27 protein-coding genes are annotated in these 26,526 nt (G+C 75.0%); 7 read left to right on the top strand and 20 right to left on the bottom strand.

Annotated elements, in window-relative coordinates; genetic code table 11:
• The first annotated feature begins 72 nt into the window (after positions 1-72).
• Positions 73-1,584: an RNA-guided endonuclease InsQ/TnpB family protein gene (locus QOZ88_RS02735; protein WP_305998255.1), complete on the top strand. Its 1,512-nt coding sequence runs from the start codon at positions 73-75 to the stop codon at positions 1,582-1,584.
• Here QOZ88_RS02735 and QOZ88_RS02730 read toward each other — a convergent pair.
• Positions 1,581-2,264: a response regulator transcription factor gene (locus QOZ88_RS02730; RefSeq protein ID WP_305998254.1), complete on the bottom strand. Its 684-nt coding sequence runs from the start codon at positions 2,262-2,264 to the stop codon at positions 1,581-1,583. The genes QOZ88_RS02735 and QOZ88_RS02730 overlap by 4 nt on opposite strands.
• Positions 2,261-3,439 (bottom strand): ATP-binding protein, encoded by a 1,179-nt coding sequence (locus tag QOZ88_RS02725; protein WP_305998253.1) that lies wholly within the window; start codon positions 3,437-3,439, stop codon positions 2,261-2,263. Before QOZ88_RS02725 ends, QOZ88_RS02730 begins: the two co-directional genes overlap by 4 nt.
• Before the next feature lie 124 nt (positions 3,440-3,563).
• Here QOZ88_RS02725 and QOZ88_RS02720 point away from each other — a divergent pair, with 124 nt between their 5' ends.
• Positions 3,564-4,487 (top strand): PspC domain-containing protein, encoded by a 924-nt coding sequence (locus QOZ88_RS02720; RefSeq protein WP_305998252.1) that lies wholly within the window; start codon positions 3,564-3,566, stop codon positions 4,485-4,487.
• Positions 4,480-4,773, top strand: a complete 294-nt coding sequence (locus tag QOZ88_RS02715; protein WP_305998251.1) for a hypothetical protein — start codon at positions 4,480-4,482, stop codon at positions 4,771-4,773. Before QOZ88_RS02720 ends, QOZ88_RS02715 begins: the two co-directional genes overlap by 8 nt.
• 67 nt (positions 4,774-4,840) lie before the next feature.
• Here the strand turns inward: QOZ88_RS02715 and QOZ88_RS02710 are convergent, their stop codons facing one another.
• Complete coding sequence (locus QOZ88_RS02710) at positions 4,841-5,893, bottom strand: sodium:calcium antiporter (RefSeq protein WP_305998250.1); 1,053 nt, start codon at positions 5,891-5,893, stop codon at positions 4,841-4,843.
• A gap of 443 nt (positions 5,894-6,336) precedes the next feature.
• Between QOZ88_RS02710 and QOZ88_RS02705 the strand changes: the two genes are divergently transcribed.
• The gene (locus QOZ88_RS02705; protein ID WP_305998249.1) at positions 6,337-7,557 is read left to right on the top strand and encodes a hypothetical protein; all 1,221 of its coding nucleotides are present in this window, start codon (positions 6,337-6,339) and stop codon (positions 7,555-7,557) included.
• Between the two features lie 160 nt (positions 7,558-7,717).
• Here QOZ88_RS02705 and guaA read toward each other — a convergent pair whose 3' ends face one another.
• The 3 genes from guaA to guaB are packed head-to-tail and all read right to left on the bottom strand — an operon-like array spanning position 7,718 to position 11,974.
• On the bottom strand, positions 7,718-9,280 hold the full coding sequence (gene guaA / locus QOZ88_RS02700) for a glutamine-hydrolyzing GMP synthase (protein ID WP_305998248.1): 1,563 nt from the start codon (positions 9,278-9,280) through the stop codon (positions 7,718-7,720).
• Between the two features lie 4 nt (positions 9,281-9,284).
• Entirely contained in the window at positions 9,285-10,457 is a 1,173-nt protein-coding gene (locus QOZ88_RS02695) for a GuaB3 family IMP dehydrogenase-related protein (RefSeq protein ID WP_305998247.1), read from the bottom strand.
• Positions 10,458-10,459: 2 nt separating this feature from the next.
• The gene (guaB, locus tag QOZ88_RS02690) at positions 10,460-11,974 is read right to left on the bottom strand and encodes an IMP dehydrogenase (RefSeq protein ID WP_305998246.1); all 1,515 of its coding nucleotides are present in this window, start codon (positions 11,972-11,974) and stop codon (positions 10,460-10,462) included.
• Between the two features lie 136 nt (positions 11,975-12,110).
• On the opposite strand from guaB, the gene QOZ88_RS02685 reads away from it, so the two are divergent.
• Positions 12,111-12,509 (top strand): DUF5319 family protein, encoded by a 399-nt coding sequence (locus tag QOZ88_RS02685; protein WP_236825755.1) that lies wholly within the window; start codon positions 12,111-12,113, stop codon positions 12,507-12,509.
• Positions 12,510-12,778: 269 nt separating this feature from the next.
• Here QOZ88_RS02685 and QOZ88_RS02680 read toward each other — a convergent pair whose 3' ends face one another.
• On the bottom strand, positions 12,779-13,489 hold the full coding sequence (locus QOZ88_RS02680) for a response regulator transcription factor (RefSeq protein ID WP_305998245.1): 711 nt from the start codon (positions 13,487-13,489) through the stop codon (positions 12,779-12,781).
• A 363-nt stretch (positions 13,490-13,852) separates the two neighbouring features.
• On the opposite strand from QOZ88_RS02680, the gene QOZ88_RS02675 reads away from it, so the two are divergent.
• Positions 13,853-14,152, top strand: a complete 300-nt coding sequence (locus QOZ88_RS02675) for a WhiB family transcriptional regulator (protein ID WP_091929063.1) — start codon at positions 13,853-13,855, stop codon at positions 14,150-14,152.
• A gap of 146 nt (positions 14,153-14,298) precedes the next feature.
• Here the strand turns inward: QOZ88_RS02675 and groL are convergent, their stop codons facing one another.
• Together groL and groES are read right to left on the bottom strand one after the other, a co-directional pair.
• Positions 14,299-15,942 (bottom strand): chaperonin GroEL, encoded by a 1,644-nt coding sequence (gene groL, locus QOZ88_RS02670; protein ID WP_305998244.1) that lies wholly within the window; start codon positions 15,940-15,942, stop codon positions 14,299-14,301.
• Positions 15,943-16,050: 108 nt separating this feature from the next.
• Entirely contained in the window at positions 16,051-16,359 is a 309-nt protein-coding gene (gene groES / locus QOZ88_RS02665) for a co-chaperone GroES (protein ID WP_166531823.1), read from the bottom strand.
• A gap of 195 nt (positions 16,360-16,554) precedes the next feature.
• On the opposite strand from groES, the gene QOZ88_RS02660 reads away from it, so the two are divergent.
• Positions 16,555-17,790, top strand: a complete 1,236-nt coding sequence (locus tag QOZ88_RS02660) for a class I SAM-dependent methyltransferase (RefSeq protein WP_305998243.1) — start codon at positions 16,555-16,557, stop codon at positions 17,788-17,790.
• A 121-nt stretch (positions 17,791-17,911) separates the two neighbouring features.
• Here QOZ88_RS02660 and tsaD read toward each other — a convergent pair whose 3' ends face one another.
• The 11 genes from tsaD to QOZ88_RS02605 all read right to left on the bottom strand — a co-directional run bounded on the left by tsaD (position 17,912) and on the right by QOZ88_RS02605 (position 26,516).
• On the bottom strand, positions 17,912-18,946 hold the full coding sequence (tsaD, locus tag QOZ88_RS02655) for a tRNA (adenosine(37)-N6)-threonylcarbamoyltransferase complex transferase subunit TsaD (protein ID WP_305998242.1): 1,035 nt from the start codon (positions 18,944-18,946) through the stop codon (positions 17,912-17,914).
• A gap of 142 nt (positions 18,947-19,088) precedes the next feature.
• The gene (rimI, locus tag QOZ88_RS02650) at positions 19,089-19,523 is read right to left on the bottom strand and encodes a ribosomal protein S18-alanine N-acetyltransferase (RefSeq protein ID WP_305998241.1); all 435 of its coding nucleotides are present in this window, start codon (positions 19,521-19,523) and stop codon (positions 19,089-19,091) included.
• Between the two features lie 14 nt (positions 19,524-19,537).
• The gene (gene tsaB, locus QOZ88_RS02645; protein ID WP_305998240.1) at positions 19,538-20,170 is read right to left on the bottom strand and encodes a tRNA (adenosine(37)-N6)-threonylcarbamoyltransferase complex dimerization subunit type 1 TsaB; all 633 of its coding nucleotides are present in this window, start codon (positions 20,168-20,170) and stop codon (positions 19,538-19,540) included.
• A 6-nt stretch (positions 20,171-20,176) separates the two neighbouring features.
• Positions 20,177-20,710 carry a GNAT family N-acetyltransferase gene (locus QOZ88_RS02640; protein ID WP_305998239.1) on the bottom strand — a complete coding sequence of 178 codons (534 nt, stop codon included), beginning with the start codon at positions 20,708-20,710 and terminating at the stop codon, positions 20,177-20,179.
• The gene (locus QOZ88_RS02635; protein ID WP_305998238.1) at positions 20,707-21,153 is read right to left on the bottom strand and encodes a GNAT family N-acetyltransferase; all 447 of its coding nucleotides are present in this window, start codon (positions 21,151-21,153) and stop codon (positions 20,707-20,709) included. Before QOZ88_RS02635 ends, QOZ88_RS02640 begins: the two co-directional genes overlap by 4 nt.
• A 43-nt stretch (positions 21,154-21,196) precedes the next feature.
• Positions 21,197-21,649 carry a tRNA (adenosine(37)-N6)-threonylcarbamoyltransferase complex ATPase subunit type 1 TsaE gene (gene tsaE / locus QOZ88_RS02630; protein WP_305998237.1) on the bottom strand — a complete coding sequence of 151 codons (453 nt, stop codon included), beginning with the start codon at positions 21,647-21,649 and terminating at the stop codon, positions 21,197-21,199.
• Positions 21,646-22,284 carry a uracil-DNA glycosylase gene (locus QOZ88_RS02625; protein ID WP_305998236.1) on the bottom strand — a complete coding sequence of 213 codons (639 nt, stop codon included), beginning with the start codon at positions 22,282-22,284 and terminating at the stop codon, positions 21,646-21,648. Before QOZ88_RS02625 ends, tsaE begins: the two co-directional genes overlap by 4 nt.
• A 44-nt stretch (positions 22,285-22,328) precedes the next feature.
• Positions 22,329-23,534 (bottom strand): alpha/beta fold hydrolase, encoded by a 1,206-nt coding sequence (locus QOZ88_RS02620; protein WP_305998235.1) that lies wholly within the window; start codon positions 23,532-23,534, stop codon positions 22,329-22,331.
• On the bottom strand, positions 23,534-24,670 hold the full coding sequence (alr, locus tag QOZ88_RS02615; RefSeq protein WP_305998234.1) for an alanine racemase: 1,137 nt from the start codon (positions 24,668-24,670) through the stop codon (positions 23,534-23,536). The genes QOZ88_RS02620 and alr overlap by 1 nt, the downstream gene beginning before the upstream one ends.
• The gene (locus tag QOZ88_RS02610) at positions 24,667-26,133 is read right to left on the bottom strand and encodes an NAD(P)H-hydrate dehydratase (protein ID WP_305998233.1); all 1,467 of its coding nucleotides are present in this window, start codon (positions 26,131-26,133) and stop codon (positions 24,667-24,669) included. The genes alr and QOZ88_RS02610 overlap by 4 nt, the downstream gene beginning before the upstream one ends.
• On the bottom strand, positions 26,130-26,516 hold the full coding sequence (locus tag QOZ88_RS02605; protein ID WP_305998232.1) for a holo-ACP synthase: 387 nt from the start codon (positions 26,514-26,516) through the stop codon (positions 26,130-26,132). The genes QOZ88_RS02610 and QOZ88_RS02605 overlap by 4 nt, the downstream gene beginning before the upstream one ends.
• Positions 26,517-26,526: the final 10 nt, after the last annotated feature.

Here is a 26,526-nt window from a genome sequence, read left to right as displayed (position 1 = left end):
AGTCGCAGCTAGTACCGCAGCCGGCAACGTTCGCCTCGTCGTTGTGTCGGTGGTGTGGGGCAGGGTGCGGGTGTGCCTCGTCGTCGGGAGTCGTCCGCACCGCCGGTGGTGTACCGGACGGCGCGGGTGGGGCTGCGGGCTACAGGCGGGCAGCGGCGGCGGCTGTTCGGGTTGCTGCGGTCGGGTGGGGATGTGTGGGCGGCGGTGCTGCTGCTCAACCGCTGGCGCCGGCAACGCGGTGACCGGCCGCTGGTCGGCTATCAGGAGCTGTGCCGGGAGCTGGCCGCCGCTGGGGAGGGCACCTTCGGTGAGCTCTCCACGGTGGGTGCCCGGTCGGTGCTGCGGGCTTACTCCGATGCGTGGATGAGCGCGGCCCGACGCCGCCGGGCCGGCGACGAGACGGCGCGCTTTCCGCGGCGGCGGCGGGGGCTGGTGCCGGTCCGCTTCTACGCCGGAACCTTCACCGTGGACGGTGGGCGGGTGCGGCTGCCGGTGGCCCGCGGCCGCCCGCCGTTGTGGGTGCGGCTGGCCCGCCCGCTGCCCTATCCGGACGGGCAGGTGCGCTCGGTACGGCTGACGTGTGCGGGGCGGCGGCTGTTCCTGGAAGTCACCGCCGAGGTTCCGGTCACCGTCCACCCGGCCGGGGCGGGCCCGGATCCGGACCGGGTCGCCGGCGTGGATCTGGGCATCATCCATCCCTACGCCGCGCTGGCACCCCGCGGTGGCGAGGGCGGCCGGGATGCGGCGCTGCTGGTGTCGGGGCGGGCGTTGCGCGCCGAGCACCGGCTGCACCTGGCCGAGGCCAAGGCCCGCACCCGCGCCGCCGCCCGCCGCGCCCCGGCACCTGGGCGGCGCGGGTCCCGGCGGTGGAAGCAGTTCCGCCGGCGCACCCGAGCCCTCGAAGGCCGGCACCGCCGGCGGCTGGCACAGGCCCGGCACGAGGCCGCGAAAGCGGTCGCGTCCTGGGCCGTGGCCCAGCGGATCGGCACCCTGGCCGTCGGCGACCTGCGCGGGGTGCTGGCCCGTGATGCCGGCCGGCGGCAGAACAAGGCCGTCCGCGACTGGGCGGTCGGCGATCTGCTGCGGGCGCTGGCCGACAAGGCCGAACAGTCCGGCATCGTCGTCGAGATGGTCGACGAACGGGGCACCTCCTCCACCTGCCCGGCGTGCGCAGCCCGCGTGGCCAAGCCGCGGGGGCGGGTCTTTCACTGCCGGCGTTGCCGGTTCACCGGGCACCGCGATCTTGTCGGTGCTGCCAACATCGCCGCCCGCGCCTCGGCTTCGGCCGGGGCCGCGGACGGTGGCTCCGTCGTCACCGGGTCACCGCCGGTGACCACGCACCGTCGAGCCGGTCGGCACCTGCCCGGTGCCGGCCGGTCCCGGCGTGATCCCCGCCGCGGACTGATCAGCCGGCCCCCGGGCCGGCCGATCCCCACCGATCCGGTGGTCCGCGGTGGCGGGTCCATCTGGCCCGCCGTGGCCCGCCCCGGAACCGGTCCCGGTTCCGGGGAGTCGCTCGCCGGCACCCGCCGCGAGGATCAGGCACCGCCCCACCGGGGCGAACCTTGCCTGACACGGCCCTAGAGCAACCGGTTGGTCGCCGCCCAGCGGGTGAGCTCGTTGCGGTTGGAGAGCTGCAGCTTGCGCAGCACGTTGGAGGCGTGCGACTCGACGGTCTTCACCGAGATGAACAGCCGGGACCCGATCTCCCGGTAGGTGTAGCCGCGGGCCAGCAGCTGCATCACCTCCCGCTCCCGGGCGCTCAGCAGGTCCAGCCCCGGATCGCTGACCTCCTCGGCCGCGGGCTCCTGGGCCACCGCTCCCCCGGCGGCGAAGGCGTCCAGCACGAAGCCGGCCAGCCGGGGGCTGAAGACGACGTCGCCATCGGCCACCCGGCGGACGGCGTCGAGCAGGTCGGGCCCGGAGATGGTCTTGGTGACGTAGCCCCGCGCGCCGGCCCGGATCACGGCGATCACGTCCTCCGCGGCGTCGGACACCGACAGGGCGAGCCACTTCACCTCCGGCAGCTCACCGCGGAGCGCCTCCAGCACCGCCCGCCCGCCACCGCCGGGCATGTGCACGTCCAGCAGCACGACGTCGGGCCGCGCGCCGCGGATGCCCTCGATCGCGGTGCCGACGTCGGCCGCCTCCCCGACGACGGTCACGTCCGCGCCGAGCTCGGCGCGCACGCCGGTGCGCACCATCGCGTGGTCGTCGACCACGAACACCCGCGGGCCCATGCTGCGCTCCTCGATCGACGTCACGTGCTCTTCCTCGGCAGGACCAGCTCCACCTCGGTCCCCTCCCCCGGGGTCGACCGGACCAGCGCCGAGCCTCCCAGCCGGGCGAGCCGGCCGTGCACGGAGTCGCGCAGGCCGCGCCGGTCGTCCGGCACCGTGCCGGGGTCGAACCCCTTGCCGCGGTCCCGGACGAACACCGACACCTGGTCGGCGGTCACCTCGGTGTAGAGGTCGGCGGAGGGCTCGCCGGAGTGCTTGGCGGCGTTGACCAGCGCCTCGCGGGTCGCGGCGCCGAGGGCGGCCAGCTCCTCGTCGACGGGGGCGTCCCCGACCACGACGGGGTCGACCGTCAGCGCGTGGTCGGCCTCCACCTCCGCGACCATGCCCGCCACCAGCCCGGCCCAGGTGCCGCCCTCCCGCACCGCCACCGGGTCGTACAGCCAGGCCCGGAGCTCCCGCTCCTGGCTGCGCGCCAGCCGGCTCACCGCCTGCGGCTCCTCGGCATTGCGCTGGATGAGGGCCAGCGTCTGCAGCACCGAGTCGTGCAGGTGCGCGGCGACGGCGGCACGCTCCTCCGACCGGATGCGGGCGGCACGCTCCTCGGCCCGGGAGTCCAGCAGCCGTCGCCACAGCGGAGCCGTCGCCAGGACGACGCCGGTGAGGATGAGCAGGGTGGCGGCGAACCCGTTGCGGGCGTTGGCCAGCTGACCGGTGGTCGCCAGCAGCAGGAACAGCCCGACACCCAGGACGGCGACCCCGCCGGCCAGGGCCCACCGGACGCCGGCGACGGCCAGCGTCCGGTCGGTGTCCAGCTGCCGCCAGATCACGGTGAGGCCGCCGGCCAGCAGGATCAGCGGCAGCACGACGTCGGTGCTGGTCCACTGGCTCAGCTGGCCCAGCAGGCTGACGGCGATCAGCCCGAGCACGACGAGCGCGATCCACTGCCGGGCACCGGCCGGGCGCCAGCCCTCGACCACCGCGGCGGACTCCCCCGGCGCCGCGACCGGCATGGTCAGCCACAGCAGCGCGTAGGCGATGATGCCCAGCCCCGTCGTCGCCAGCAGCACGAACGCCACCCGCACCACCAGCGGGTCCTGGCGCAGGTGCGCGGCGGCGCCGGCCGCGACGCCGGCGACGAGCCGGCCCTCGCGCGGGCGCGCGAGCGGCGGACGCGGCGGTACGCCGACGGTGGAGGTCACGCCACCGATCGTCGCACCGGCGACCCGCCCGCCGACACCGGTGATCACCCCCGAAGAGGAACCAGGGTCGGTTCGGGGGGTTCCCTGATGGTCACCGGCCCCGCCGGTCGGCAGGCTTGCTGCCATGACCTCCGCACCCCCTCCCGCTCCCCCCGCGGTGGAGCCGCCCCCGTGGTCGCCCCCGCCCGACCGCGCCCAGTTGCGCCGCAGCCGCAGCGACAAGGTGATCGGCGGTGTGAGCGGCGGCCTCGCCGAGTACAGCGGCATCGACGCGCTCCTGTGGCGGGTCGGCTTCGTCGCCCTCGCCCTCGCCGGCGGCACCGGCGTCCTGGTGTACCTGCTGCTGTGGCTGCTCATGCCGGTCGCCGCCGAGGGTGGCACGTCGGGGCCCGGGCGCCCGTTCCTGCCGCCGCGGGCCCGGGGCCCCGTGGCCCCCCGGTCGCCGGTCCCGGGCATCACCATCGCCGGGCTGCTGATCCTGATGGGCCTGCTGGCCCTGCTGTCCCGGATCACCGGCTGGGACCCCGGCCCGGGCGCCTTCCTCGGCACGGCACTGCTCGTCGTCGGCGCCGGCCTGGTCGTCGCCGCCGTCACCGGTGGCCGCACCGCCCGCGGTGGGCTGATCGCCCTCGGGGTGATCCTGTCGCTGGCGCTGATGACCGTCTCGGTCACGCCCTCCGGCGGCAACGGCATCGGCGACCGCACGTACATCCCGCAGAGCGTCGACGACGTCCGGGAGGTCTACAGCGGTGGCATCGGCGACCTGATGGTCGACCTCTCCGAGGTGCCCCTGGACGACCTCGACGAGGCCCTCGAGGTGCGCGTCGAGCACGGCATCGGCGACGTCGAGGTGGTCGTCCCCCGCTCCGCCGACGTGCGGGTCTCCGCGGACCACGGCCTGGGCGAGGTCGACGTCTTCGGCTCTACCACGTCCGGCAGCAGCTACGTCGCCGGTCTCGGTTCGGCCGACTGGACCGACGACGGCGACGCCGAGATCGAGCTCGAGATCCACAGCGGTATCGGACAGGTGGAGGTGTCCCGTGGCTGACTACAGCGAGTTCCCGACCACGCCGACGGCGTGGCAGGAGCAGCAGTGGCAGATGGTCCAGCCCCTGGAGACCGAGGACCGGCCCGCACCGGAGCCCGGCCGCAAGGTCGACCTGGTCGCCCTCGTCCCGGGAGCGCTGTTCATCGTGCTGGCGCTGTCGGCGATGGTGGGGATCGACCTGCCCTTCACCCTCTTCGAGGACGGCACCTTCCTCTGGGTCCTCCTGGTCGGGGCCGGGGTGGCCCTGCTGGCACGGGAGCTGCGGAAGCCGCGCAGCCGGGGCTGACCGGCGGGAGGGGCGGGCGACGAGGGCTCGGGAGCGACCGCTCCCGGGCCCTCGCTGCGTGCAGCGGTCAGCCCGCGACGGCGAGGACGACCGTCCCCACGTAGATCAGCGGGATCGAGATGCCCTCGAAGCCGATCCACTTCCGGTCGCGCATGATCAGCCCGGCGGCGAGCACGGCCGTCATGAGCAGCGTGCCGCCGACGAGGATCAGGCTGGTGGGGCCGGCGTCCCGGTAGATCGGCCCCTCCAGGTACCCGACGTCGGCGAGGGAGATCATCAGGATGTCGTAGACGTTGCCGCCGACGATGTTGCCGACGCCGAGGGTCAGCTGGCCCATGCGCACCGCGGTGAGCAGGACGACGAGTTCGGGCAGCGAGCTGATCGCCGTGGTCAGGGTGAAGCCGAAGACACCGCTGTCGAAATTCGTCCGGGCGATGACGCTCAGGCCCGCCCGGCCGACCAGCCAGCCGGCCACACCGGTGACCAGCCCGAGCGCCGCGAGCAGGCCCCACAACCGCGCGGTGGAGCGTTCGTCGCCGTCGCCGTCGCCGTCACCCTCGTCCTCCGCCGCGTCGCCGTCGCCGTCGCCGTCCGCGGTCTGGTCGGTGTGCTTGGGCTGCCACATGGGCTCGTGCTGCATCCGCCGCAGCAGCACCAGCCCGTAGCCGTAGAGGGCGGGGATCAGCAGGGTCAGGGGGTGGATCCAGCCCAGCCGCAGGTCCGGGGTGGCGTAGGCGATGACCGGGATCGCCAGCATCGCGATGAGCAGGACCGACTGGAGGACGTTCTGCAGCGACGCCGCCGCGTGCTCCAGGTTGACCCGCCGGTAGAGCAGGTCGGCGATCGCCAGCCACACCGTCTGCAGGGCGATGCCACCGACCGGGTTGGCCAGCGCGAACCCCGGGTCCCCCTCCAGCGCCCCGGTCAGGACGGTGACGTTGCCCGGCAGCGAGGTGACGGCTCCGAGGAGCAGCGCCCCGCCGATCGCGTCACCGAGGCCGGTGCGCTCGGCGAGCGTGTCCGCGACCCGGGTGAGGCGGACACCCACCACCACGATGACGACGGCCATCGCGGCCAGCACGCCCAGGCTCGGCAGGAGCGGCCACGCCGAGGAGCTCACTCGTCCTCCGGATCCTCGACGTCAACGGCCGGCGTCCACCTGATCACGACAGGACGGGTCCCGCGCGTCGAGTGCACGGTGACGGGGTCATGTCGTGCTCGGCGGGCAGCCCCGGGGTCGGGGACCAGCACGTCGGCCGGCGAGGGCCCGGGCACCCGACCCGTCCGCGACCGTGGTCGGCCCGGGCGCGTGTCGTCCATCCGTGCACAGCCGTCGCGACCGCCGCAGACGTCACCGTGGATCCACGGGCAGCGGCCGGCCCGCACCTACGCTCGGCGTCGGAGCACGGTCGAACGCCGTGCGGCGCGAACGCCGTCACAGGGTGTCGTCGGAACGGGTGACGACCGCCCACACCCGTCGATCCCTGCGGCCGGCTCCGTGACCGGTCGACGTCCCCACGCCTGAGCCGGCGATACCCGATGGAAAGGCGCCCGCGGCCTCACATGTTGCGAACCACCTGTTCCCGCTACTGGCCCGTCGTCGCGATCGCCGCACTCTTCGCCGTCTCGGTCCTGCTGCGCCTGCCGGCACTGGGCATGGACCCGATCCAGAACTCGGGTTGGACGCCGTACCAGCGGCTGAACAACGCGAACGTGTGGATCCACAACCAATACGTGCTCGAGGTGTACGGCAGCAACCCGATCCTCGGGCACAAGTTCGCCTCGTACATCGGCACGGATCCGCAGTTCCTGCGCAATGCGGCCCTTCCTCAGCTGACCGTGTACACCTCGTTCCCGTCCACCCACTTCGTCGTCCTGCACCTCGCTCTGAACGCACTCGGCCTGGGCATGACCTATGCGGCGAGCCAGGTGTTCGGCCTGCTGCTCCACGGGGCGAGCGTGGCGCTGGTGGCCTACCTCGTCCTCCTCCTCACCCGGAACAAGGTCATGGCCGTGACGGGGGCGGCCATGTACACGTTCTCGACCGGCACGCTCTGGTACCACATGAACGTCTACTGGTCCCACGAACTCCTGGTGCCGGTCTTCCTCGCGTCCCTGGTCGTGTTCGTCAGGCGGGCGGGTCGGCCACGTCGGTGGCAGGCGTTCCTCATCGGTGCGGCCATGACGGCCGTCACGTGGACGGGGGCCGTCGCCGCCGTGGGTTGGTCCCTCTACGGGCTCTACAAGCACCACCGGACGAAGGACAGGGCGTTCCTGGCCAACCTTTTCGCAGCGGTCGGCATGGTGACGGCCCTCGTGCTGATCACCGCGCACGTGCTCGTCACGACGCGCGCCACCCCGCTCGCCTACCTCCGTGCGCTCCTGAACCGAGCCGAGGTCCGGTCGGCCACCGGCGCCCAGGAGGGCTTCCCCCTGCTGAGCTGGCGCTTCGTCAACGCCCTCGTGCTGGACTACGGAGGATTCCTCCTCGCCGCGCTGGTCGTCGCGCTGATCGTCGGGCGCCTGCTCTCGACGTTCCAGTGGGAGGTGGTCCTCCTGTCCGCCTTCCCGCTGCTCGAGTCCTTCCTCCTGCTCGAGCACGACTTCTGGTACGGCTTCGGACGGCTCAAGTGGCTGCTGCCGGCGATCCTGCTGATCTGCCTCGCGGGCGCGAACCTCGGTCGGCGGGGCACGTCTGTCCTCGTCGCGGCGGTCGGCGCCGCCGCACTGGCTCACGTCGCGCTCTACTTCGTGGTCTTCGAGATGCCGCCGGTGGGCTCCTGAGGCGTCGGGACGCCCGTCCTGCGGGAGCGCGGCCCGCGCCGGTGACCTGCTGGAACGGCCCGTCTCAGGGACCCGGCCCGAGCGTCAGGTGACGTGGCTGGAACGGCCCCCTTCCCGGGGCCCGCCCTGAGCTGCGAAGGGTGGGGAGGAAGGGTGCCTCCTACTCCCACTCGATGGTGCCGGGCGGCTTGCTGGTCACGTCGAGGGCGACCCGGTTGATCTCCTCCACCTCGTTGGTGATCCGGGTGGAGATCCTCGCCAGCACGTCGTAGGGCAGCCGGGTCCAGTCGGCGGTCATCGCGTCCTCGCTGGACACCGGGCGCAGCACGACCGGGTGGCCGTAGGTGCGCCCGTCGCCCTGGACCCCGACCGAGCGGACGTCGGCCAGCAGCACCACCGGGCACTGCCAGATCTCGTCGTCCAGCGTGGCCGCGGAGAGCTCCTCGCGGGCGATGGCGTCGGCCTTGCGCAGCACGTCGAGCCGCTCGCGGGTGACTTCTCCGACGATGCGTATGCCGAGCCCCGGGCCGGGGAACGGCTGGCGCTGCACCAGCCGGTCGGGCAGGCCGAGCTGCCGGCCGACCTCGCGCACCTCGTCCTTGAACAGGGTTCGCAGCGGCTCGACCAGGTCGAAGGTGAGGTCCTCGGGCAGCCCGCCCACGTTGTGGTGGCTCTTGATGTTGGCCGTCCCGGCACCGCCGCCGGACTCGACGACGTCGGGGTAGAGCGTGCCCTGCACCAGGAAATCGACCGTCTCGCCGTGCGCCTGGGCGTCGGCGACGACGTCGGTGGCCGCCTGCTCGAACACCCGGATGAACTCGCGGCCGATGATCTTCCGCTTCTCCTCCGGGTCGCTGACCCCGGCGAGCGCGGCGAGGAACTGCTCGCCGGCGTCCACCACGCGCAGGTCGGCGCCGGTGGTGGCGGCGAAGTCGCGCTCGATCTGCTCGGTCTCGCCGGCCCGCATCAGCCCGTGGTCGACGTAGACGCAGGTGAGCTTGTCGCCGATCGCCCGCTGCACGAGCGCCGCGGCGACGGCGGAGTCGACCCCGCCGGACAGCGCGCACAGCGCCCGCCGGTCGCCGATCCGCTCGCGGATCGCCACGACCTGGTCGTCGACGACGTTGCTCATCGTCCAGGTCGGCTCGAGCCCGGCGATGTCGAACAGGAAGTGCTCGAGCACCGTCTGCCCGTGGGCGGTGTGCCGCACCTCCGGGTGGAACTGGACACCGGCGAGCCGGCGGTCGACGTCCTCGAACGCGGCGACCGGGGCGCCGGTGGAGGTGGCGGTGACGGTGAACCCGGGTGGCGCGGCGGAGACGGCGTCGCCGTGGCTCATCCAGACGTTCTGCTCGACCGGCAGGTCGCCGAACAGCCGCGCCTGCGTGGTGACGGTCAGCGGGGTGCCGCCGTACTCCCGGTCACCGGTGCGGGCGACGGTGCCGCCGAGGGATGCGGCCATCGCCTGGAAGCCGTAGCAGATGCCGAACGCGGGGACCCCGGACTCGAACAACGTCGGGTCGACCTGCGGGGCCTCGGGCGCGTAGACGCTCGAGGGACCGCCGGAGAGCACGATCGCGGCCGGCTTGCGGGCGACGATCTCCTCGGCCGGCACGTCCGAGGAGACGATCTCCGAGTAGACGCCGGCCTCGCGGATGCGCCGGGCGATCAGCTGGGCGTACTGGGCACCGAAGTCGACGACGAGGACGGTCGGGAAGTCCACGCGGTCAGCCCCCGATGCTCTGCTGCCCGGGGGCCCCGTCCCGGGGGGCCCCACCCCCGATGACGAGGTCGACGCGCTGGAACTCCTTGAGATCGGAGTACCCGGTCTTGGCCATCGTGCGGGCCAGCGCACCGAACAGGTTGGTGCGCCCGTCGGCCTTGCGGGCCTCGCCGAGCAGCACGTCGGCCAGCGAACCGGCCGGCTCGATCCGCGCGGACGTGCCGCCGCGCGGCAGCCGCGGGTGCGCGGCCACCGAGTCCCACCACACCCCGCCACCGGGCGCCTCCGCCGCGGCGCGCAGCGGCTCCCCCAGCTGGACGGCGTCGGCACCGCAGGCCAGCGCGCGGGCGATCGCGCCGCTGGTCTCGATCCGGCCGTTGGCGATCACGTGCACGTACCGGCCGCCGGTCTCGTCCAGGTAGTCGCGGCGGGCGGCGGCGGCGTCGGCGATCGCGCTCGCCAGTGGGACGCGGATGCCCATGACGGCGTCGGTCGTCGAGTAGGTGTCGGCGCCGACGCCGACGATCACGCCGGCCGCGCCGGTGCGCATGAGGTGCAGGGCGGTGGTGTAGTTCGCCGCACCGCCCACGATGACCGGGACGTCGAGGTCGGCGATGAACTCCTTGAGGTTGAGCGCGTCACCCTGGCTGGTCACGTGCTCGGCCGAGACGATCGTGCCCTGGATGACCAGCAGGTCCACCCCGGCCGAGAGCGCCGCGGGCGCGAGCTGCTCGGTGTGCTGCGGGGAGATGCGGATCGCCGTGGTGACGCCGGCCTCGCCCATCTCCTTGATGCGGGCGGTGATGAGGTCGGTCTTCACCGGCTCGGCGTAGACCTCCTGCAGCAACGCCACGGGCGGGGCGCCGGCCGCGGCCGCCGCGGCGATCCGGCGGTACACGTCCGTCGGGTCGTCGTAGCGGGTCCACAGGCCCTCGCCGTTGAGCACGCCGAGGCCACCGGCCCGCCCGACGGCGATCGCCGTCGCCGGGCTGACGACGGCGTCGCTGGGGCTGGTCACCAGCGGGATGTCGAACCGGAAGGCGTCGATCTGCCAGGCGGTCGAGACGTCGTCGACGTCGCGGGTCCGCCGCGAGGGCACGATGGAGACCTCGTCGAGGTCGTAGCCCCGGCGGGCGAAGCGGTTGAGGCCGATGTCGACGGTGTCGCGCGCGTTCATGCTCAACGCCCCCGGTAGTTCGGTGCCTCGGCGGTCATCTGGATGTCGTGGGGGTGACTCTCCACCAGCCCGGCGGAGGTGATCCGGGTCAGCTGCCCGCGCTCCTTGAGCTCGGCGACGGTGCCGGCACCGGCGTAGCCCATGGAGGCGCGCAGGCCGCCGACGAGCTGGTGGGCGACGCCGGACAGCGCCCCCCGGTAGGGCACCTGGCCCTCGATGCCCTCGGGGACGAGCTTGTCGTCGGAGAGGACGTCGTCGGCGAAGTAGCGGTCGCGGCTGAACGACTGGTTGCCGCGCTTCTGCATGGCGCCGAGGCTGCCCATGCCGCGGTAGGTCTTGTACTGCTTGCCGTTCATGAAGACCAGCTCGCCCGGGGCCTCCTCGACCCCGGCGAAGAGCCCACCGATCATCACGGTGTCGGCCCCGGCGACGAGCGCCTTGGCGATGTCACCGGAGTACTGCAACCCGCCGTCGGCGATGACCGGGACCCCGGCCGGGCCGGCCGCGAGCCAGGCCTCGTAGATGGCGCTGATCTGCGGCACGCCCACACCGGCGACCACGCGGGTCGTGCAGATGGACCCGGGGCCCACGCCGACCTTCACCGCGTCCACCCCGGCGTCGATCAGGGCCTGTGCGCCGGCGCGGGTCGCGACGTTGCCGCCGACGACCTCCAGCCCGCCGTCGCCACCGAAGTCCTGCTTCACCCGCGCGACCATCTCCAGCACCGCCCGCTGGTGGCCGTGCGCGGTGTCGACCACGAGCACGTCGACACCGGCCTCGACCAGCAGCCCGGCGCGCTTGTAGGCGTCCTCGCCGACGCCCAGGGCGGCGCCGACGACCAGGCGCCCGTCGGCGTCCTTCGTGGAGAGCGGGAACTGGTCGCGCTTCACGAAGTCCTTGACGGTGATCAGCCCGCGCAGCCGGCCGGACTCGTCGACCAGCGGCAGCTTCTCGATCTTGTGCTGGGAGAGCAGGCCGAGGGCGGTCTCCGGGTCGACGCCCACCGGGGCGGTGACCAGCGGCATCGGCGTCATGACGTCGCGCACGAGCCGGTTCATGTCGGTCTCGAACCGCATGTCGCGGTTGGTGACGATGCCGAGCAGGACCCCGTCGGCGTCGACGACCGGCGCCCCCGAGATGCGGTAGCGGGCCGAGAGCGCGTCGACCTCGGCGAGCGTGTTCTCCGGCGAGCAGGTGACCGGGTTGGTGACCATTCCGGCCTCCGACCGCTTGACCAGGTCGACCTGGCCGGCCTGCTCCTCCGCGGAGAGGTTGCGGTGCAGCACGCCCATGCCGCCGACGCGGGCCATGGCGATCGCCATGCGCGCCTCGGTCACGGTGTCCATCGCGCTGGACAGCAGCGGCACCGCCAGGGTGATCCGCCGGGTCACCCGGCTGTTGGTGTCCACCTCGGCCGGGACGACGTCGGACGCCCCGGGCACGAGCAGGACGTCGTCGTAGGTGAGCCCGAGCCGGGCGAACTTCGCCGGCAGCTCGGGCACGGAGTCGGGCTGCATGTGCGCGGCCACCCTTCGGCGCGGTTCGGGTCGGACACCGGTCGACACACCTCGCTGGCGCGCGGGACCTGGCCTGATCGTAGGCGGCGGCACGGAGGGGGCGGTGCTCCGCCCGCTCGACGGCTACCGTGTGACCGTGTCTCCGTTCGACGACGCCTTCGGGCCGGACTTCGGCCCGGCCGACGGGCCAGCCCCTCCGCCGCTCACGATGGAGGAGCGCGCCGGGGTGCTCGACGACCTGGCCGAGCTCGAGGTCTTCCGCACCCTGCTCGAGCCGACCGGCATCAAGGGCATCGTGGTCGACTGCCCCGACTGCGAGGAGGAGCACCACGTCGACTGGGCGCTGATGCAGGCCAACCTGCGCCAACTGCTCGACGAGGGGCAGACCGGCCGGCACGAGCCGCCCTTCGACCCGAACCCGGACGACTACGTCAGCTGGGACTACGCCAGCGGGTACGCCGACGGCATCGCGGCGCTGGCCGAGCGGGACGAGCCCAGCGGCGGGCGCACCGGCCGCCACGCCCGCGACGACTGAGTTCTTCGTCGTCCTCCGGACGACACCGCGGCCAGGTGGCCGTCCCCCGGTTGCGCTGAGCGCGTCCGTCGTCCCTACGCGGAACCCTCCGGGCCCCACTCGGACCGACCCTGCACCACACCGCGACCAGGTGGCCGTCCCCCGGTTGCGCTGAGCGCGTCCGTCGTCCCTCGAACACCGCACGGCCCGCAGGCGGACGGCGACGCACCGAGGGCCGTCTCCCGGTTCGGGGGACGGCCCTCGGCATGCGTTCGTCGGTCGGTGACCGCTCAGGTCATGATGCCGCGGCGGAAGCCGGTGGCCACCGCCTCGGCGCGGTCCTTGGCGCCCAGCTTGCGGAACAGCCGGCGGGCGTGGGTCTTGATGGTGTCCTCGGACAGGTAGAGCTCCCGGCCGATCTGGGCGTTGCTCTTGCCCTGGCTCATCCCGGTGAGCACCTGCATCTCGCGCATGGACAGCGCCACGGCCGGGGCGGAGTCGCGCACGGTCGAGCGCACCGTGGTGGGCGCGGAGCCCGCCAGCGGGGCGGCACCGCTCCACGCGGGCGCCGGCGCGGTCGGCTGCTGCGGGATCCGGCCGTCGGCCCGCAGCCCGGCCCGGGAGAGGCCGAGGCCCATCTCGATGGCGGTCGCGTCCCACCGCAGGTAGCCGCGGGCGCCGAAGGCCACGGCGGCCCGGACGCTGTCGGCGTCGTCGGGTGCGCCGAGAACCAGCACCGGCAGCCCCGGGTGCGACCGGAGCGCCTGCGTGGCGGCGGACAGCCCGGTGTCGACGGCCCGCTGCGTGCCGACGACCAGGACGTCGGGCGTGCGGGTGGCCAGACGGGCCATCAGCGACTGCGCGTCACCGACCACCTCGACCCGGCCGACGAAGGGCAGGGCGACCAGCCGTGAGGCGACGTCGTCCCGGACCCGCCGTCGCTCGTCGTACACCCACACGGTCGCGCCGTGCACGGGTGCGCGCATCCTGTCGTCGATCACGCCAGCTCCTCGCTCCTCCCGGCCGCTCGGCGGACGGGTCCCCCCACCGGCCGGGAAGGCACCCGGCCGGGTGTCGCTCGGGTGGAGGGCCCTCGTGGGCCCTCCACCTCCGCGCGGGTCGCGCAGCCGGTCCGGGTAGCTCCCCCTCCCGGACGTCAGCACGACCTGGAGCCACAGTGATCGACTCCCCGGCGGCGGAACAGACGCCCTCACCCCGGGGGGTGAGCGGCCCGGTGACCAGGTGACGCACCGCACACGGGGCAAAAGTTGCGAATCGGCTGTGTTTGGACGTGGGACGGCGAGGGCACCGGGCCCCTTGCAGCCGGACAGCCCCCTCCGGCTCTACCGAGTCCTGGAGGAGACATGGCCGACATCCGCAGACTCCCGACGCCCGTGGCCGAGGTCTGGGACTGGCAGCTCCACGGCGCCTGCCGTGGCGAGAACACGTCCCTCTTCTTCCACCCCGACGGGGAGCGCGGGCCGGCCCGGGCGCGGCGGCAGTCCGCGGCCAAGGCCGTCTGCTCGCGCTGCCCCGTCGTCGACGCGTGCCTGAAGCACGCGCTGGCCGTCCGCGAGCCCTACGGCGTCTGGGGCGGCATGAGCGAGGAGGAGCGGGCCCGGCTGATCGCCGCCGAGCCGGCCGCCGTCGCCGCCGGGGTGTAACTCCCCACGAGCACGCGAGAGGGCCCCGTCCAGCGCTTACAGGGCCCGGCCCGGACCCGGGCGGGGTGCGCCGGTCCTGGCTCACCGTCGATCGTGAGCCAGGACCCCCGGTGATCAGGTCACCTGATCATCAGCGGCGGCACGGCTCAGTGCGAGTGCCCGTGCCCGTGCGAGTGACCGTGGGTGTGGTGCCCACCGGCGCCGTGGTCGTGCTCCTCCTCCGGCGCCTCGACGACGGCGGAGTCGGTGGTCAGGACCATCGCCGCGATCGAGACGGCGTTGCCCAGCGCGGCCTTGGTGACCTTCACCGGGTCGATGACGCCCTGCGCGGCGAGGTCGCCGTACTCGCCGGTCGCGGCGTTGAAGCCCTGACCGGCACCGGCCTCGCGCACCTTGGCGACGACGACGCGACCCTCGAAGCCCGCGTTCTCGGCGATCTGCACCAGCGGGGCGTCCAGCGCCGTGCGCACCGCACGGGCACCGGTGAGCTCGTCGCCCTCCAGCGACAGCGACTCCAGCGCGCTCGCAGCGTGCACCAGGGCCGACCCACCGCCGGGGATCACGCCCTCCTCCACCGCCGCGCGGGTGGCGGCGATGGCGTCCTCGATGCGGTGCTTGCGCTCCTTGAGCTCGACCTCGGTGGCCGCGCCGACCCGGATGACGCCGATGCCGCCGGCCAGCTTGGCCAGCCGCTCCTGCAGCTTCTCGCGGTCCCAGTCGGAGTCGGTCGCGTCGATCTCGCGGCGGATCTGCGCCACGCGGTCGCCGATGGCCTGCGAGGTGCCGCCGCCGTCGACGATGGTGGTCTCGTCCTTGGTGACGGTGACCCGCCGCGCGGTGCCGAGCACCTCGAGGCCGACCTGGTCCAGCTTGAGGCCGACGTCCTCGCTGACCACCTGGCCGCCGGTGACGACGGCGAGGTCGGTCATGAACGCCTTGCGCCGGTCGCCGAAGAACGGCGACTTCACCGCGACGACCTTGACGGTCTTGCGGATGGAGTTGACGACCAGGGTGGACAGCGCCTCGCCCTCGACGTCCTCGGCGACGATCAGCAGCGGGCGGCCACCGGTCGAGAGCACCTTCTCCAGCAGCGGCAGCAGGTCGGCCAGCGCGCTGATCTTGCCGCTGACGAGCAGCACGAGGGCGTCCTCGAGGACGGCCTCCATGGCCTCGGGGTCGGTGACGAAGTATGGCGAGAGGTAGCCCTTGTCGAACTGGACGCCCTCGGTGACGTCGAGCTCGGTGGAGAGGGTGTTGCTCTCCTCGACGGTGATGACGCCGTCCTTGCCGACGCGCTCCATCGCCTCGCCGATCAGCTCGCCGACCTCGGCGTCCTGCGCGGAGATGGTGGCGACCTCGGCGATGGCCTCGCGCTTCTCCACCGGGATGGCGGCGGCGTCGAGCGCGGCGTGCACGGCGTCGACGGCGGCGCGCATGCCGCGGCCCAGCGCCATCGGGTTGGCACCGGCGGCGACGTTGCGCATGCCCTCGTGCACCAGCGCCTGGGCGAGCACGGTCGCCGTCGTGGTGCCGTCACCGGCGACGTCGTTGGTCTTGGTGGCGACGTTCTTGGCCAGCTGGGCGCCGAGGTTCTCGTACGGGTCCTCTAGGTCGACCTCGCGGGCGATGGTGACACCGTCGTTGGTGATGGTGGGGGCGCCGAACTTCTTGTCGATGACGACGTTGCGGCCGCGCGGGCCGATCGTCACCTTGACTGCGTCGGCGAGCTTGTCGACGCCGCGCTCCAGGGCTCGGCGGGCGTCCTCGTTGAACTTGATGATCTTGGCCATGGGCCCTTCCGATCAGTCAGTGCAGGGCGAAAGACGACCGCCCCGGGACCCGGTGTTCGGGCCGCCGGGGCGGTCGGAGTACTGCGTGGAGCTAGTGACCTGCGAAGGTCACTTGCTCACGACGGCGAGCAGGTCGCGGGCGGAGAGCACCAGGTACTCCTCGCCGGCGTACTTGACCTCGGTGCCGCCGTACTTGGAGTAGATGACCACGTCGCCGACGTTCACGTCGAGCGGCACGCGGTTGCCGTTGTCGTCGATGCGGCCGGGGCCGACGGCGACGACGGTGCCCTCCTGGGGCTTCTCCTTGGCGGTGTCCGGGATGACCAGACCGGAGGCGGTGGTGGTCTCGGCCTCGTTGGCCTGGACCACGACCCGGTCCTCCAGCGGCTTGATGCTGACCTTGGTAGCGGTCGTCACGTCGGTGACGCCCCCTTCGGTGTCGGACGGCAGGGATGTTCGATGCTGTGGCACGAGGTCGGGCACCCGCCGTCGCGGGGGTCGGGCGCCAGCCCGTGTCGCTTGGCACTCTACCCAGGAGAGTGCCAGCCGCTCAACCCGGTCGCCGGGGTGGGTGACGTCGGACCGGACCAGCCCGTACGCCACGCTGTGCCGGTGGACCGGCCATCCGAGGAGCAGACCGCCGAGACGGTGCGCCAGCTGCGCGCGCTGACGACCCCGGAGGGTGCGGCGGCGCTGGCGCGCGCGGCGGCGCTGCTGGCCGAGGGGGTCGATGCGGTGGCCGCGCTGACGCGGCTGCGCGCCGAGGTGGGTACCGACCTCGCCGGGCCGGCGTGGGGCATCGCCCGGCAGCGGCAGAACGCACGGGCGACGTTCGGGGCCGACGCCGACCGGATGCTGTTCACCGGCGACACCCTCGAGCAGGCCGGGCGCCCGGAACTGGCCGCCCGGCGCGCGGCCCGGCTGCTCGCCGGGGGCGCCGACTCCGTCGCCGACCTCGGGTGCGCCGCGGGCACCGACACGATCGCGCTGGCCCGCGCGGGCGCCCGGGTGCTCGCCGTCGACGTCGACCCGGTGGCCCGGGAGCTGACCGCCGCCAACGCCGAGGCGCTGGGCGTCGCCGACGACGTCTGGGTGGTGGCCGGCGACGCCGTGGAGCTGGTGGCCGCCGCGCGCGGCGGCGAGGTGGCCGGGTGCGGCGCCGCCGTCCTGGACCCCGCCCGGCGGGCCGGCGGGCGGCGGTTGCTGGACCCCGACCGCTGGTCGCCGCCGTGGTCGACCGTCGCGGAACTCCTCGCCAAGGTGCCGACGTCGGTGGTGAAGGTGGCCCCCGGGCTGGACCACGACCGGGTGCCCGACGGAGTCGAGGCCGAGTGGGTGTCGGTCGGCGGCTCGATCGTCGAGGCGCTGCTGTGGGGCGGCGCGGTGTCGGCGACCTGGCGCCGGGCGACCGTCGTCCGCGACGGCGAGTTCCACGAGTTGACCGCGGACGCCGATCCCGGGCCGGCACCGGCCGGGCCGGTGCGGGCCTGGCTGCACGAGCCCGACCCCGCGGTCATCCGCTCGGGCCTGGTCTCCCTCGTCGCCGCCGACCTGGGCGCGACCCTCGTCGACCCGACGATCGCCTACCTCACCTCGGACGGTCCCGCGGTCGGGAGCCCGTGGGTGAGCTCCTACCGGGTCGACGAGGTGCTGCCGTTCAACCTCAAGAAGCTCAAGGCGCTGCTGCGCGGGCACGGCGTCGGCCGGGTCGTGGTCAAGAAGCGCGGCTCGGCGATCGAGCCGGAGACCCTGGCCCGGCAGCTCCGCGGCCCCGGCAGCGGGGCGGCGACGGTCGTCGTCACCCGGGTCGACGGCGCCCCGACCGCCCTCGTCTGCGACGTCACGTAGGGCGGGTCGAGCCGCGCCACCCGACCTGGAGCCGCGCCACGATGCGGCCTCACGGGCGCCCACACGGCTCAACCCGTCCGAGCGTCAGCGGCGGACGACATCCGCCACGGCCCGCCCTCCCTCAGCGGCTGACGACGTCGATCGGCAGGGAGCTGTCCGCGCCGAGGTCGGGGGCGGAGGGCGCGACCCCGGCGGCGACCAGCCGCGAGCCCAGCGCCGCCACCATCGCCCCGTTGTCGGTGCAGAGCTTCGGGCTGGGCACCCGCAGCACGATGCCGGCCTTGGCGCACCGCTCCTCGGCCAGCGCGCGCAGCCGCGAGTTGGCCGCCACTCCCCCGCCGAGCACCAGGTGGTCGACGCCGTGGTCGCGGCAGGCGCGCACGGCCTTGGCGGTGAGCACGTCGGCGACCGCCTCCTGGAACGAGGCCGCGACGTCGGCCACCGGCACCGGCTCCCCGGCGCGCTCGCGGGCCTCGATCCACCGGGCGACGGCGGTCTTCAGGCCGGAGAAGGAGAAGTCGTAGGCGGGGTCGCGAGGGCCGGTGAGCCCGCGAGGGAAGGCGATGGCGTGCGGATCGCCCTGGCGGGCCGCCCGGTCGATCGGCGGGCCCCCGGGGAACGGCAGCCCGAGCACGCGCGCGACCTTGTCGAACGCCTCGCCCGCCGCGTCGTCGATGGTGCGGCCCAGCGACTGCACCTCCTGCGCGAGGTCGGGCACCAGCAGCAGCGAGCTGTGCCCGCCGGAGACGAGCATCGCGATCGACGGCTCGGCCAGCGGCCCGTGCTGCAGCTCGTCGACGGCGACGTGCGCGGCGAGGTGATTGACGCCGTAGAGCGGCTTGCCCAGCGCCAGTGCGTACGCCTTGGCGGCCGCGACCCCGACCAGCAGCGCGCCGGTCAGGCCGGGGCCGCTGGTCACCGCCACGGCGTCGACGTCGGCGGCGCGGACACCGGCCTCGGCCAGCGCCCGGTGCACCGTCGGCACCATCGCCTCCAGGTGCGCGCGGGAGGCGATCTCGGGGACGACGCCGCCGAAGCGCTCGTGCTCCTCCATCGAGGTGGCCAGCGCGTCCGCCAGCAGCGTGTGCCCGCGGACGATGCCCACGCCGGTCTCGTCGCAGGAAGTCTCGAACCCGATGACCAGCGGCTCGCTCACGGCGTCCCTCCGCCACATGTCGCTCCCGCGGGGCGCTCCGCTCCTCGCTCCCATGCCCAGGCCGTCTCCGCGGTCGCTCCGCTCCTCGCTCGTTCCTCGCTGCGATGCTCACTCACTGTCGACGACCGCCTCGCTGCGATGCTCACGCCCCTGTCCGCTCCCGCTTCATGACCACGGCGTCCGTGCCGCTCGGTTGGTAGTAGCCGCGCCGCCGGCCGATCTCGGCGAACCCGCGCCGGCGGTAGAGCCCCTGCGCCGTCTCGTTGTCCGCCCGCACCTCCAGCAGCACCACCGGGACCGCGCGCCGGTCGGCCTCGGCGAGCAGCGCGTCGAGCAGCCGGGCGCCGATGCCCTCCCCCTGCCGCGCGCCGGTCACCCCGATGGTGGCCACGTGCGCCTCGTCGTCGTAGGCGATCAGCCCGGCGTACCCGACGACCCCGGCCTCGTCCTCGGCCACCAGGTAGTGGCGGGTGTCGGGGCGGGCCAGCTCGTCGCGGTACATCGCCGCCGTCCACGTGTCAGGGGCGAAGAGCTCCTCCTCCAGCCCCATGACCGCGGGCAGGTCGGCGAGCGTCATCGGCCGTAGCCGGCTCACCGCGTCACGGCCTTGACCGACGTCGGCGGCACCGCGTCGGGCCGGCGCAGGTACAGCGGCACCAGCGGTGCCCCTACCGGGTCGGCGAGCTGCGCGGTGGCCGCGCGGAGCAGGCCCGCGGTGGTCACCTCCGCCGGCGTCACCACCCCACCGAGCCGCTCGGCGAACGCCGGGTCGCCGACGAACGGGCCGCCCCGGCCGAACTCCTCGGGCCGCACCACCCCCGGGCCCTCGACCCGCCGGCCGGCGTCGTCGTAGGCGGCCCAGTAGACCTCCTTGCGGCGGGCGTCGGTCACCACCGTGCGCGCCCCGCTCCCGATCGCGTCGAGGGAGCAGACGCCGACCACCGGCAGCCCGCGGGCGTCGGCGATCGCGGCGGCGGTGACCACACCCACCCGCAGCCCGGTGAACGGTCCGGGGCCCAGCCCGGTGACCACGGCCTCGACGTCGCCCAGCGCGAGCCCCGCGTCGGCGACCGCACCCTGGATCGCCGGGGTGAGCAACTCGGCGTGCTTCGTGCCCGAGGGGACGGCGCGCTCGGCGAGCACCTCGGCGCCGCCGTCGGGGGTCCACCGCGCGAGCCCCGCGACGAGCGTCGGGGTGGCGGTGTCGAGCGCGAGGACCAGCACGACCGATCAGCGTAGGCGAACGCCGGCTGGGACCTCGTAGACGATCTCCAGGCCGTCCTCCTCGTCGACCTGCTCCCCCACGGCGACGAAGCCCTCGGCGAGCACCAGGTCCCGGGAGGCGGTGTTCGCCGGGGCCACGGATGCGCGCACGGTGGTGACCGCCGGTTCCTCGGCCGCCCACGCCAGCAGGGCGCGCAGCGCCGCCCGGGCGTACCCCTGCCGCCGGTGCAGAGGGTCGGTGGAGTAGCCGACCTCGACCATGCCGGCGGCATCGGGCGGCCCGTGGAAGCCCGCCTGGCCCACCGTCAGGCCCCGTCCGCGGTCGCGCACCACCCGGGTGATCCACCGCGCGCTGGCCGGGTCTGCGACCACCTGCTCGGCGCGGACCCCCCACACCCAGCGGCACTCCGGCCCGGCGAGGTACGGGCTCAGCAGCACCGGCGCCGCCGCCTCGGCCGCGACGAGGTCGCCGTCGGCGAGCGCGCGTAACGCCGCCGGGCCCAGCGCGACCAGCTCCACGACGGGCAGGCCCGGGCTCACAGCTCCTTCCGGAGGTGCACGTCGGCGGCGCCCGGTGTGGGCACGCCCTCCCACCGGAAGATCTCGCGGTAGCCGTGCCGCGCGTAGAAGCCCGGCGCCTGGAAGGTGAACGAGGTGACGAACACGTGGGTGCACCCGCGTGCCCGCGCCTCGCCCTCGAAGCCCGCCAGCAGGCCGGCGCCCAGGCCGTCGCCGCGGGAGTCCTCGCGCACCCACGTCATGCCGATGCCCGCGGCCACACCCCACGTCCAGCCGCTCAGGCCGGCGGCGAGCTCCCCCGAGGCGTCGAGGACCTGCACGGTCAGCTCCCGCGCCGGCGCCACGCCGTCGGTCGCGGCGGCGTTGAACGCGTCGAGCTCGCGCGACAGCCGCTGGTCCAGCTCGGGCAGCCCGTCGGCCACGACCGTGCGGTACGGCGCCGGCGGCGCGCCAGGAGGGGTCACGGTCGCGGATCCTGCCACCCGCCCCGGTGCGGCGCCGCCCGTTTCAGCCCCCGTCGAGCCGGGCGGCCCACCCCGGACCGTGCGGCACCAGCAGGGCCGTGCGGACGTCGTCGTCGCGCCGGTCCAGCCGCACCTCCAGGTGCTCGTCGGCCAGCTGCTCGACCAGCCCCTGCCCCCACTCGACGACGGTCACCGACTCGTCGGTCGAGGCATCGAGGTCGAGATCGTCGACGTCGGCGTGCCCGCCGAGCCGGTAGGCGTCGACGTGCACCAGCGGGATGCGGCCGCCGCGGTGCACCCGGGCGATGACGAACGTGGGCGAGGTGACCGGCTCCCGGACGCCGAGACCCGCGCCGATGCCCTGGGTGAGGGCGGTCTTGCCCGCGCCGAGCGGGCCGACCAGCACCAGCAGGTCACCGGGGCGGGCGAGGGCCGCCAGCGCCTCGCCCAGGGCGTGGGTGTCGGCCGGATCGGGCAGCACGTGCTCGCGCTTCACGCGTGCTCCTCCAGCGAGCCGGCGACGGCGGTCAGGTCGGCGAGCAACCCGGCGCGCGGGGCGCCGTTCGGGCCGAACCGGATAGCGGCCGACGGGTGGTAGGTCGCCCAGACGGCGCGGCCGTCGACCTCGTGCGGGCGGCCGCGGACGGCGGCCAGGACGGTGCGCGGGCCGAGGAACCACTTGGCCGAGGAGAGCCCCAGGGCGACGACGACGGGGCTGCCGAGCAGCTCCAGCTGGCGGCGCAGCCAGCCGCTGCACCGCGCCACCTCCGGCGCCCTCGGGGTGCGGTTGCCGGGGGGCCGGCACTTGACCACGTTGAGCACCGCCGCCTGCCCGCGGTCGAGACCGGCCTCGGCGAGGAGCTGGTCCAGCAGCGCACCCGACTTCCCGACGAACGGCCGGCCGGTCTCGTCCTCGGTCGCACCGGGCGCCTCGCCCACCAGCACGAAGCGCGGACGGCCGGTGCGCGGCACGTCCCCGACGACCACGTGCTGCCGGGCCGCGGCCAGCTCGGGGCAGGCCACGCAGGAGCGGGCGGTCTCCGCGAGGGCCGCCCAGCCGGGCGAGGCCGCCGCGGTGCGGGCCACCTCGTCGGCGGCGGCGTCGAGCCGGGGCGGGCGGGGAGCGGCCACCCCCGCACCCTAGCCGCGGCGGCGGACCCGCCCGGGCGGCCGGGTCAGCTCGTCGCGCCGACGTCCGCCCCGGCCGCCACGCGGCGGAGCAGTCCGGCGATCGCCCGGCTCACCTCGTCGGGCTGCTCCAGGAGCACCATGTGCCCGGCGCCGGGCACGACCACGTACTCGACGGCGTTCTCCCCGGTCTGCGTGAGCCGCTCGACGATGAGCTCGCTGTGCTCCTGCGGGATCATCGTGTCCCGGTCACCCGTCAGCACGAGGGTGGGGACCCGGCGCAGCGGCTCCAGCCGGCCGGTCTCGTCGAGGCCGGCCAGCGCCGGGTAGAACTCGGCGATGACGTCGACCGGCGTGCCCGCGATCATCGCGTCGACGTAGCGCACCAGGGCCGGGTCCACGTCGGACGAGCCGAACGAGAGCGCCTTGGTCGCCGCCGACACCAGGTCGGCCGCCACCCGGCGGGTGCGCTCGGCGAACGAGGGCCGGTGCCGCATGGTCCACGCGGCGACCGGGAGCACCGCGGCGCGCACGCGGGTGAGCATCTCGGGCAGCCCGAAGCTCAGGTCGGCGAGGTTCCCGCTGGAGGTGGAGAGCAGCGCGGCACCCCGCACCCGCGTGCCGAACAGCTCGGGCCGCAGCGCTGCGAGCCCCATGACCGTCATGCCGCCCATCGAGTGCCCCACCAGGACCACCGGGCCCCGGGGCGCGCGGGCGTCCAGGACCGCGAGCAGGTCGCGGGCCAGCTGGTCGATGGTGGAGTGCTCCGGTGCACCGCGGCCGGACGAGCCGTGACCCCGCTGGTCGAAGAAGACCAGGCGGGCCTGCGGGCGGTGCCCGTTCCCGGTGGCGAGCTCCGCGCCGAGGGTGCGGCGCTGAAACGCCCACGACGCCATCGACAGCGTGTAGCCGTGCACGAAGACGACGGTCAGCGGCGCGTCGCGGGGGCCGATCTCCTCGACCGCGAGGAGCACGCCGTCGTCGGCCTGCACCAGCGCGGTGCGGTCGGCCGGCCGCGCCCCGGCGCCCATGGGGTCGACCTGGCGCAGCCGGCTCTCGGCCAGCGCCGTCGCCACGTCCGCCGCGGGGCCCAGCTCGGCGGCGCGCACCCGGCGGGCCGCGACGCGGCTGAGGGCGACGCCGGCGGCGGTGCCCGCGGCGGCCAGCCCGACGACGGCACCGACCACACCGGCGGTGCGCCCCTTCGGGTGCTCGGCCGCGCGCCGGGGCGGCTGCGGCCGCCTGCGGGCCATCAGACCGCCCCCGCCGACCCGACGTAGCGGCGGGCGAACCGGCCGCCGATCCGGGTGACCAGCTCGTAGTGGATGGTGCCGACGGCGTCCGCCCACTGCTGGGCGGTGGGCTCCCCCGCGTCCCCCGGCCCCCAGAGGACCACCTCGTCACCGGCGGCGACCGGGTCGTCCCCGACGTCGAGGACGAACTGGTCCATGCACACCCGCCCGGCGATGGTCCGCTGCTTCCCCGCCGCAAGGACGGGCGCGGTGTTGCCCCCGGCCCGCGGCACCCCGTCGGCGTAGCCGGCGGGCACCAGGGCCAGCGTGGTCTCGGCCGCGGTCGCGTAGGTGTGGCCGTAGGAGACGCCCGCGCCGGCGGGGACCCGCTTGGTCAGCGCGACGCGGGCGCGCACCGTCATCGCCGGCCGCAGCCCGTGGTCGGCGGCGTCCCCGCCGAGCGGGTCCAGCCCGTAGACGGCGACGCCGGGGCGCACCATGTCGTACCAGGTGCCGGGCAGCGCGACCGTCGCCGCCGAGTTGGCCAGGTGCCGGCGGGCGTCGGTGAGCCCGGCCGCCCGGGCGACCGCGACCGCCTCCTCGAACACCCGCACCTGCGCGCCGATGGTCGGGTGGTCCGGGGCGTCGGCGTAGGCGAGGTGGCTCCACAGCCCGGTGACCACGACATCCCCGTCGGCCTCCGCCCGGACCGCCGCGGCGACGAGCGCGGGCCACTCGGCGACGGGGGCACCTTCCCGGGAGAGCCCGGTGTCGACGAACAGGTGCAGCCGGGCGGACCGGCCGGTCGCGCGAGCCGCGGCCACCACCTCGGCCAGGCCCCAGGTGGCGTTGACCGACACCTCGACGTCAGCGGCGAGCGCGGCGGCGACGTCCGCACCCGGGCCGTTCAGCCAGGCCAGCACCGGCGCGGTGACGCCCGCGGCCCGCAGGTCCAGCGCCTCGCTCACGACGGCGACGCCGAGCTGGTCGGCGCCGCCGGCGAGCGCAGCCCGCGCCGCGGGCACCAGGCCGTGCCCGTACCCGTCGGCCTTCACCACCGCCATCAGCGGCCGGCCGACCCGTCCGCGCAGCGCCGCGGTGTTCGCCGCGATCGCGTCGAGGTCGACGACCACCTCGGCACCGGTCCCGTTCGTCACGCCCCCGAGTCTGGCAGGCCGGCCGACGGGGTACCGCGCACCCGCGCGACCGCCTCCGGCAGGTGTCGGACGACGTCGCCGGCGATGAACGGCCCGTGCGCCGCGGCGACCTGCCCGGCCCGGCCGTGCACGTGCGCGGCCACCGCCGCCGCCTCGACCGCGGGCAGGTCCGCGGCGAGCAGCGCACCGGCGATCCCCGAGAGCACGTCCCCCGTGCCGGCGGTGGCCAGCCACGGGGTGCCGGTGCCGTTGACGAAGGCGGTGCCGTCCGGGTCGGCGACCACGGTCGCGTCGCCCTTCAGCAGGACGACGGCCCCCAGGTCCGCGGCCAGCCGGCGGGTGGCCCCGATCCGGTCGTCGCCGGGCTCGGTGCCGAAGCGGGCGAACTCCCGGTCGTGCGGGGTGAGGACGGTGGGAGCCGACCGGCGGCGCACCAGCTCCGGCTCGGCGGCCAGCAGGGTCAACCCGTCGGCGTCGACGAGCACGGGCAGGTCGGTGGCGAGCACCTCGGCCAGCACGCTGCGGGCCTCGTCCCCGGTGCCCAGACCCGGTCCGATCACCCACGCCTGCACGCGTCCGGCGTCCCCCGGCCGGCCGTCGGTGACGATCGCCTCCGGCCACGCGGCCCGGACCCCGTCGGCGGCCGTCCCGGCGTAGCGCACCAGCCCGGGCCGCGTGCGCAGCGCCGCCCCGGTGCAGAGGACGCCGGCCCCCGGGTAGGTGGCCGAGCCGGCGACGACACCGACGACCCCCTGCGAGTACTTGTCGTCGTCGGCGTCCGGGAGCGGCAGGCGGGCGGCGGCGTCGGCGTCGGTCAGCTGCCGGGCCGACGGCGCCGGCAGGTGCGGCCCCAGCCCGATGTCGACCAGGTGCACCTGCCCGGCGGAGCCGCGGCCGGCCCCGACGACCAGACCGGGCTTGACCGCCCCGAAGGTCACCGTGTGCATCGCCGGGAAGGCGGCGCCGGCCATGGCACCGGTATCGGCGTCCACCCCGCTGGGCAGGTCGACGGCGACCATCAGCGCCGGCCCCGCCGCGGCCCGATCGACCAGCGCGGCGGCCGGTTCGCGGAGCCCGCCGGAGCCGCCGAGGCCGACGATCCCGTCGAGCACGAGGTCCGACCGGTCGAGCACCGGTCCGGCCGCCGCCGCCTCGACGGTGCGGCCACCGGCGCGGCGGAAGGCGGCGAGCGCCGCCGGGTGGGCGCGGTCGCGTGCGAGCAGGATGGCGGTCGTGCGCGCCCCCCGGGCGGCGAGCCGTGCGCCGGCGAAGAGCGCGTCGCCCCCGTTGTTCCCCGCACCCGCCAGGACGGTGACCCGGGCGCCGTACGGGCGGCCCAGCAGCCGCAGGCACACGGTGGCCAGGCCGGCGGCCGCGCGCTGCATGAGCGCGCCGTCGGGCAGGGCGGCCAGCAGCGGGGCCTCGGCCGCGCGGACCTCGGCAGCCGTGTGCAGCTCGATCATGTCGCCTCCCGGGTCAGGCCCTCCGCGACGACCACCGCGGAGGCGATGCCGCCGTCGTGGCTCAGCGAGACGTGCCACGAGGTGACGCCGAGCTGGGCGGCCCGCCCGGCCACCGATCCGCGCACGGCCAGCTGCGGCCGCCCGTGGGCGCCGACGGTCACCTCGGCGTCGTGCCAGTGCAGGTCACCGGGGGCGCCCAGCGCCTTGGCGAGGGCCTCCTTGGCGGCGAACCGCGCGGCCAGCGACTCCCCGGTCCGCGGGGCGCCCGACGGGGTGCGTTGCTCGTCGGGGGTGAACAGCCGATCGCGCAGCCCCGGCGTCCGGGTCAGCGACCGCGCGAAGCGGTCGACCGGCACGACGTCGATCCCCACCCCGATAATCACGCCGCCCAGT

This window comes from Blastococcus carthaginiensis (assembly GCF_030731085.1).
Lineage (GTDB): Bacteria > Actinomycetota > Actinomycetes > Mycobacteriales > Geodermatophilaceae > Blastococcus > Blastococcus carthaginiensis.
The sequence above is the reverse complement of the archived record's forward strand: the minus strand, read 5'-3'. Positions and strand labels throughout refer to the sequence as shown.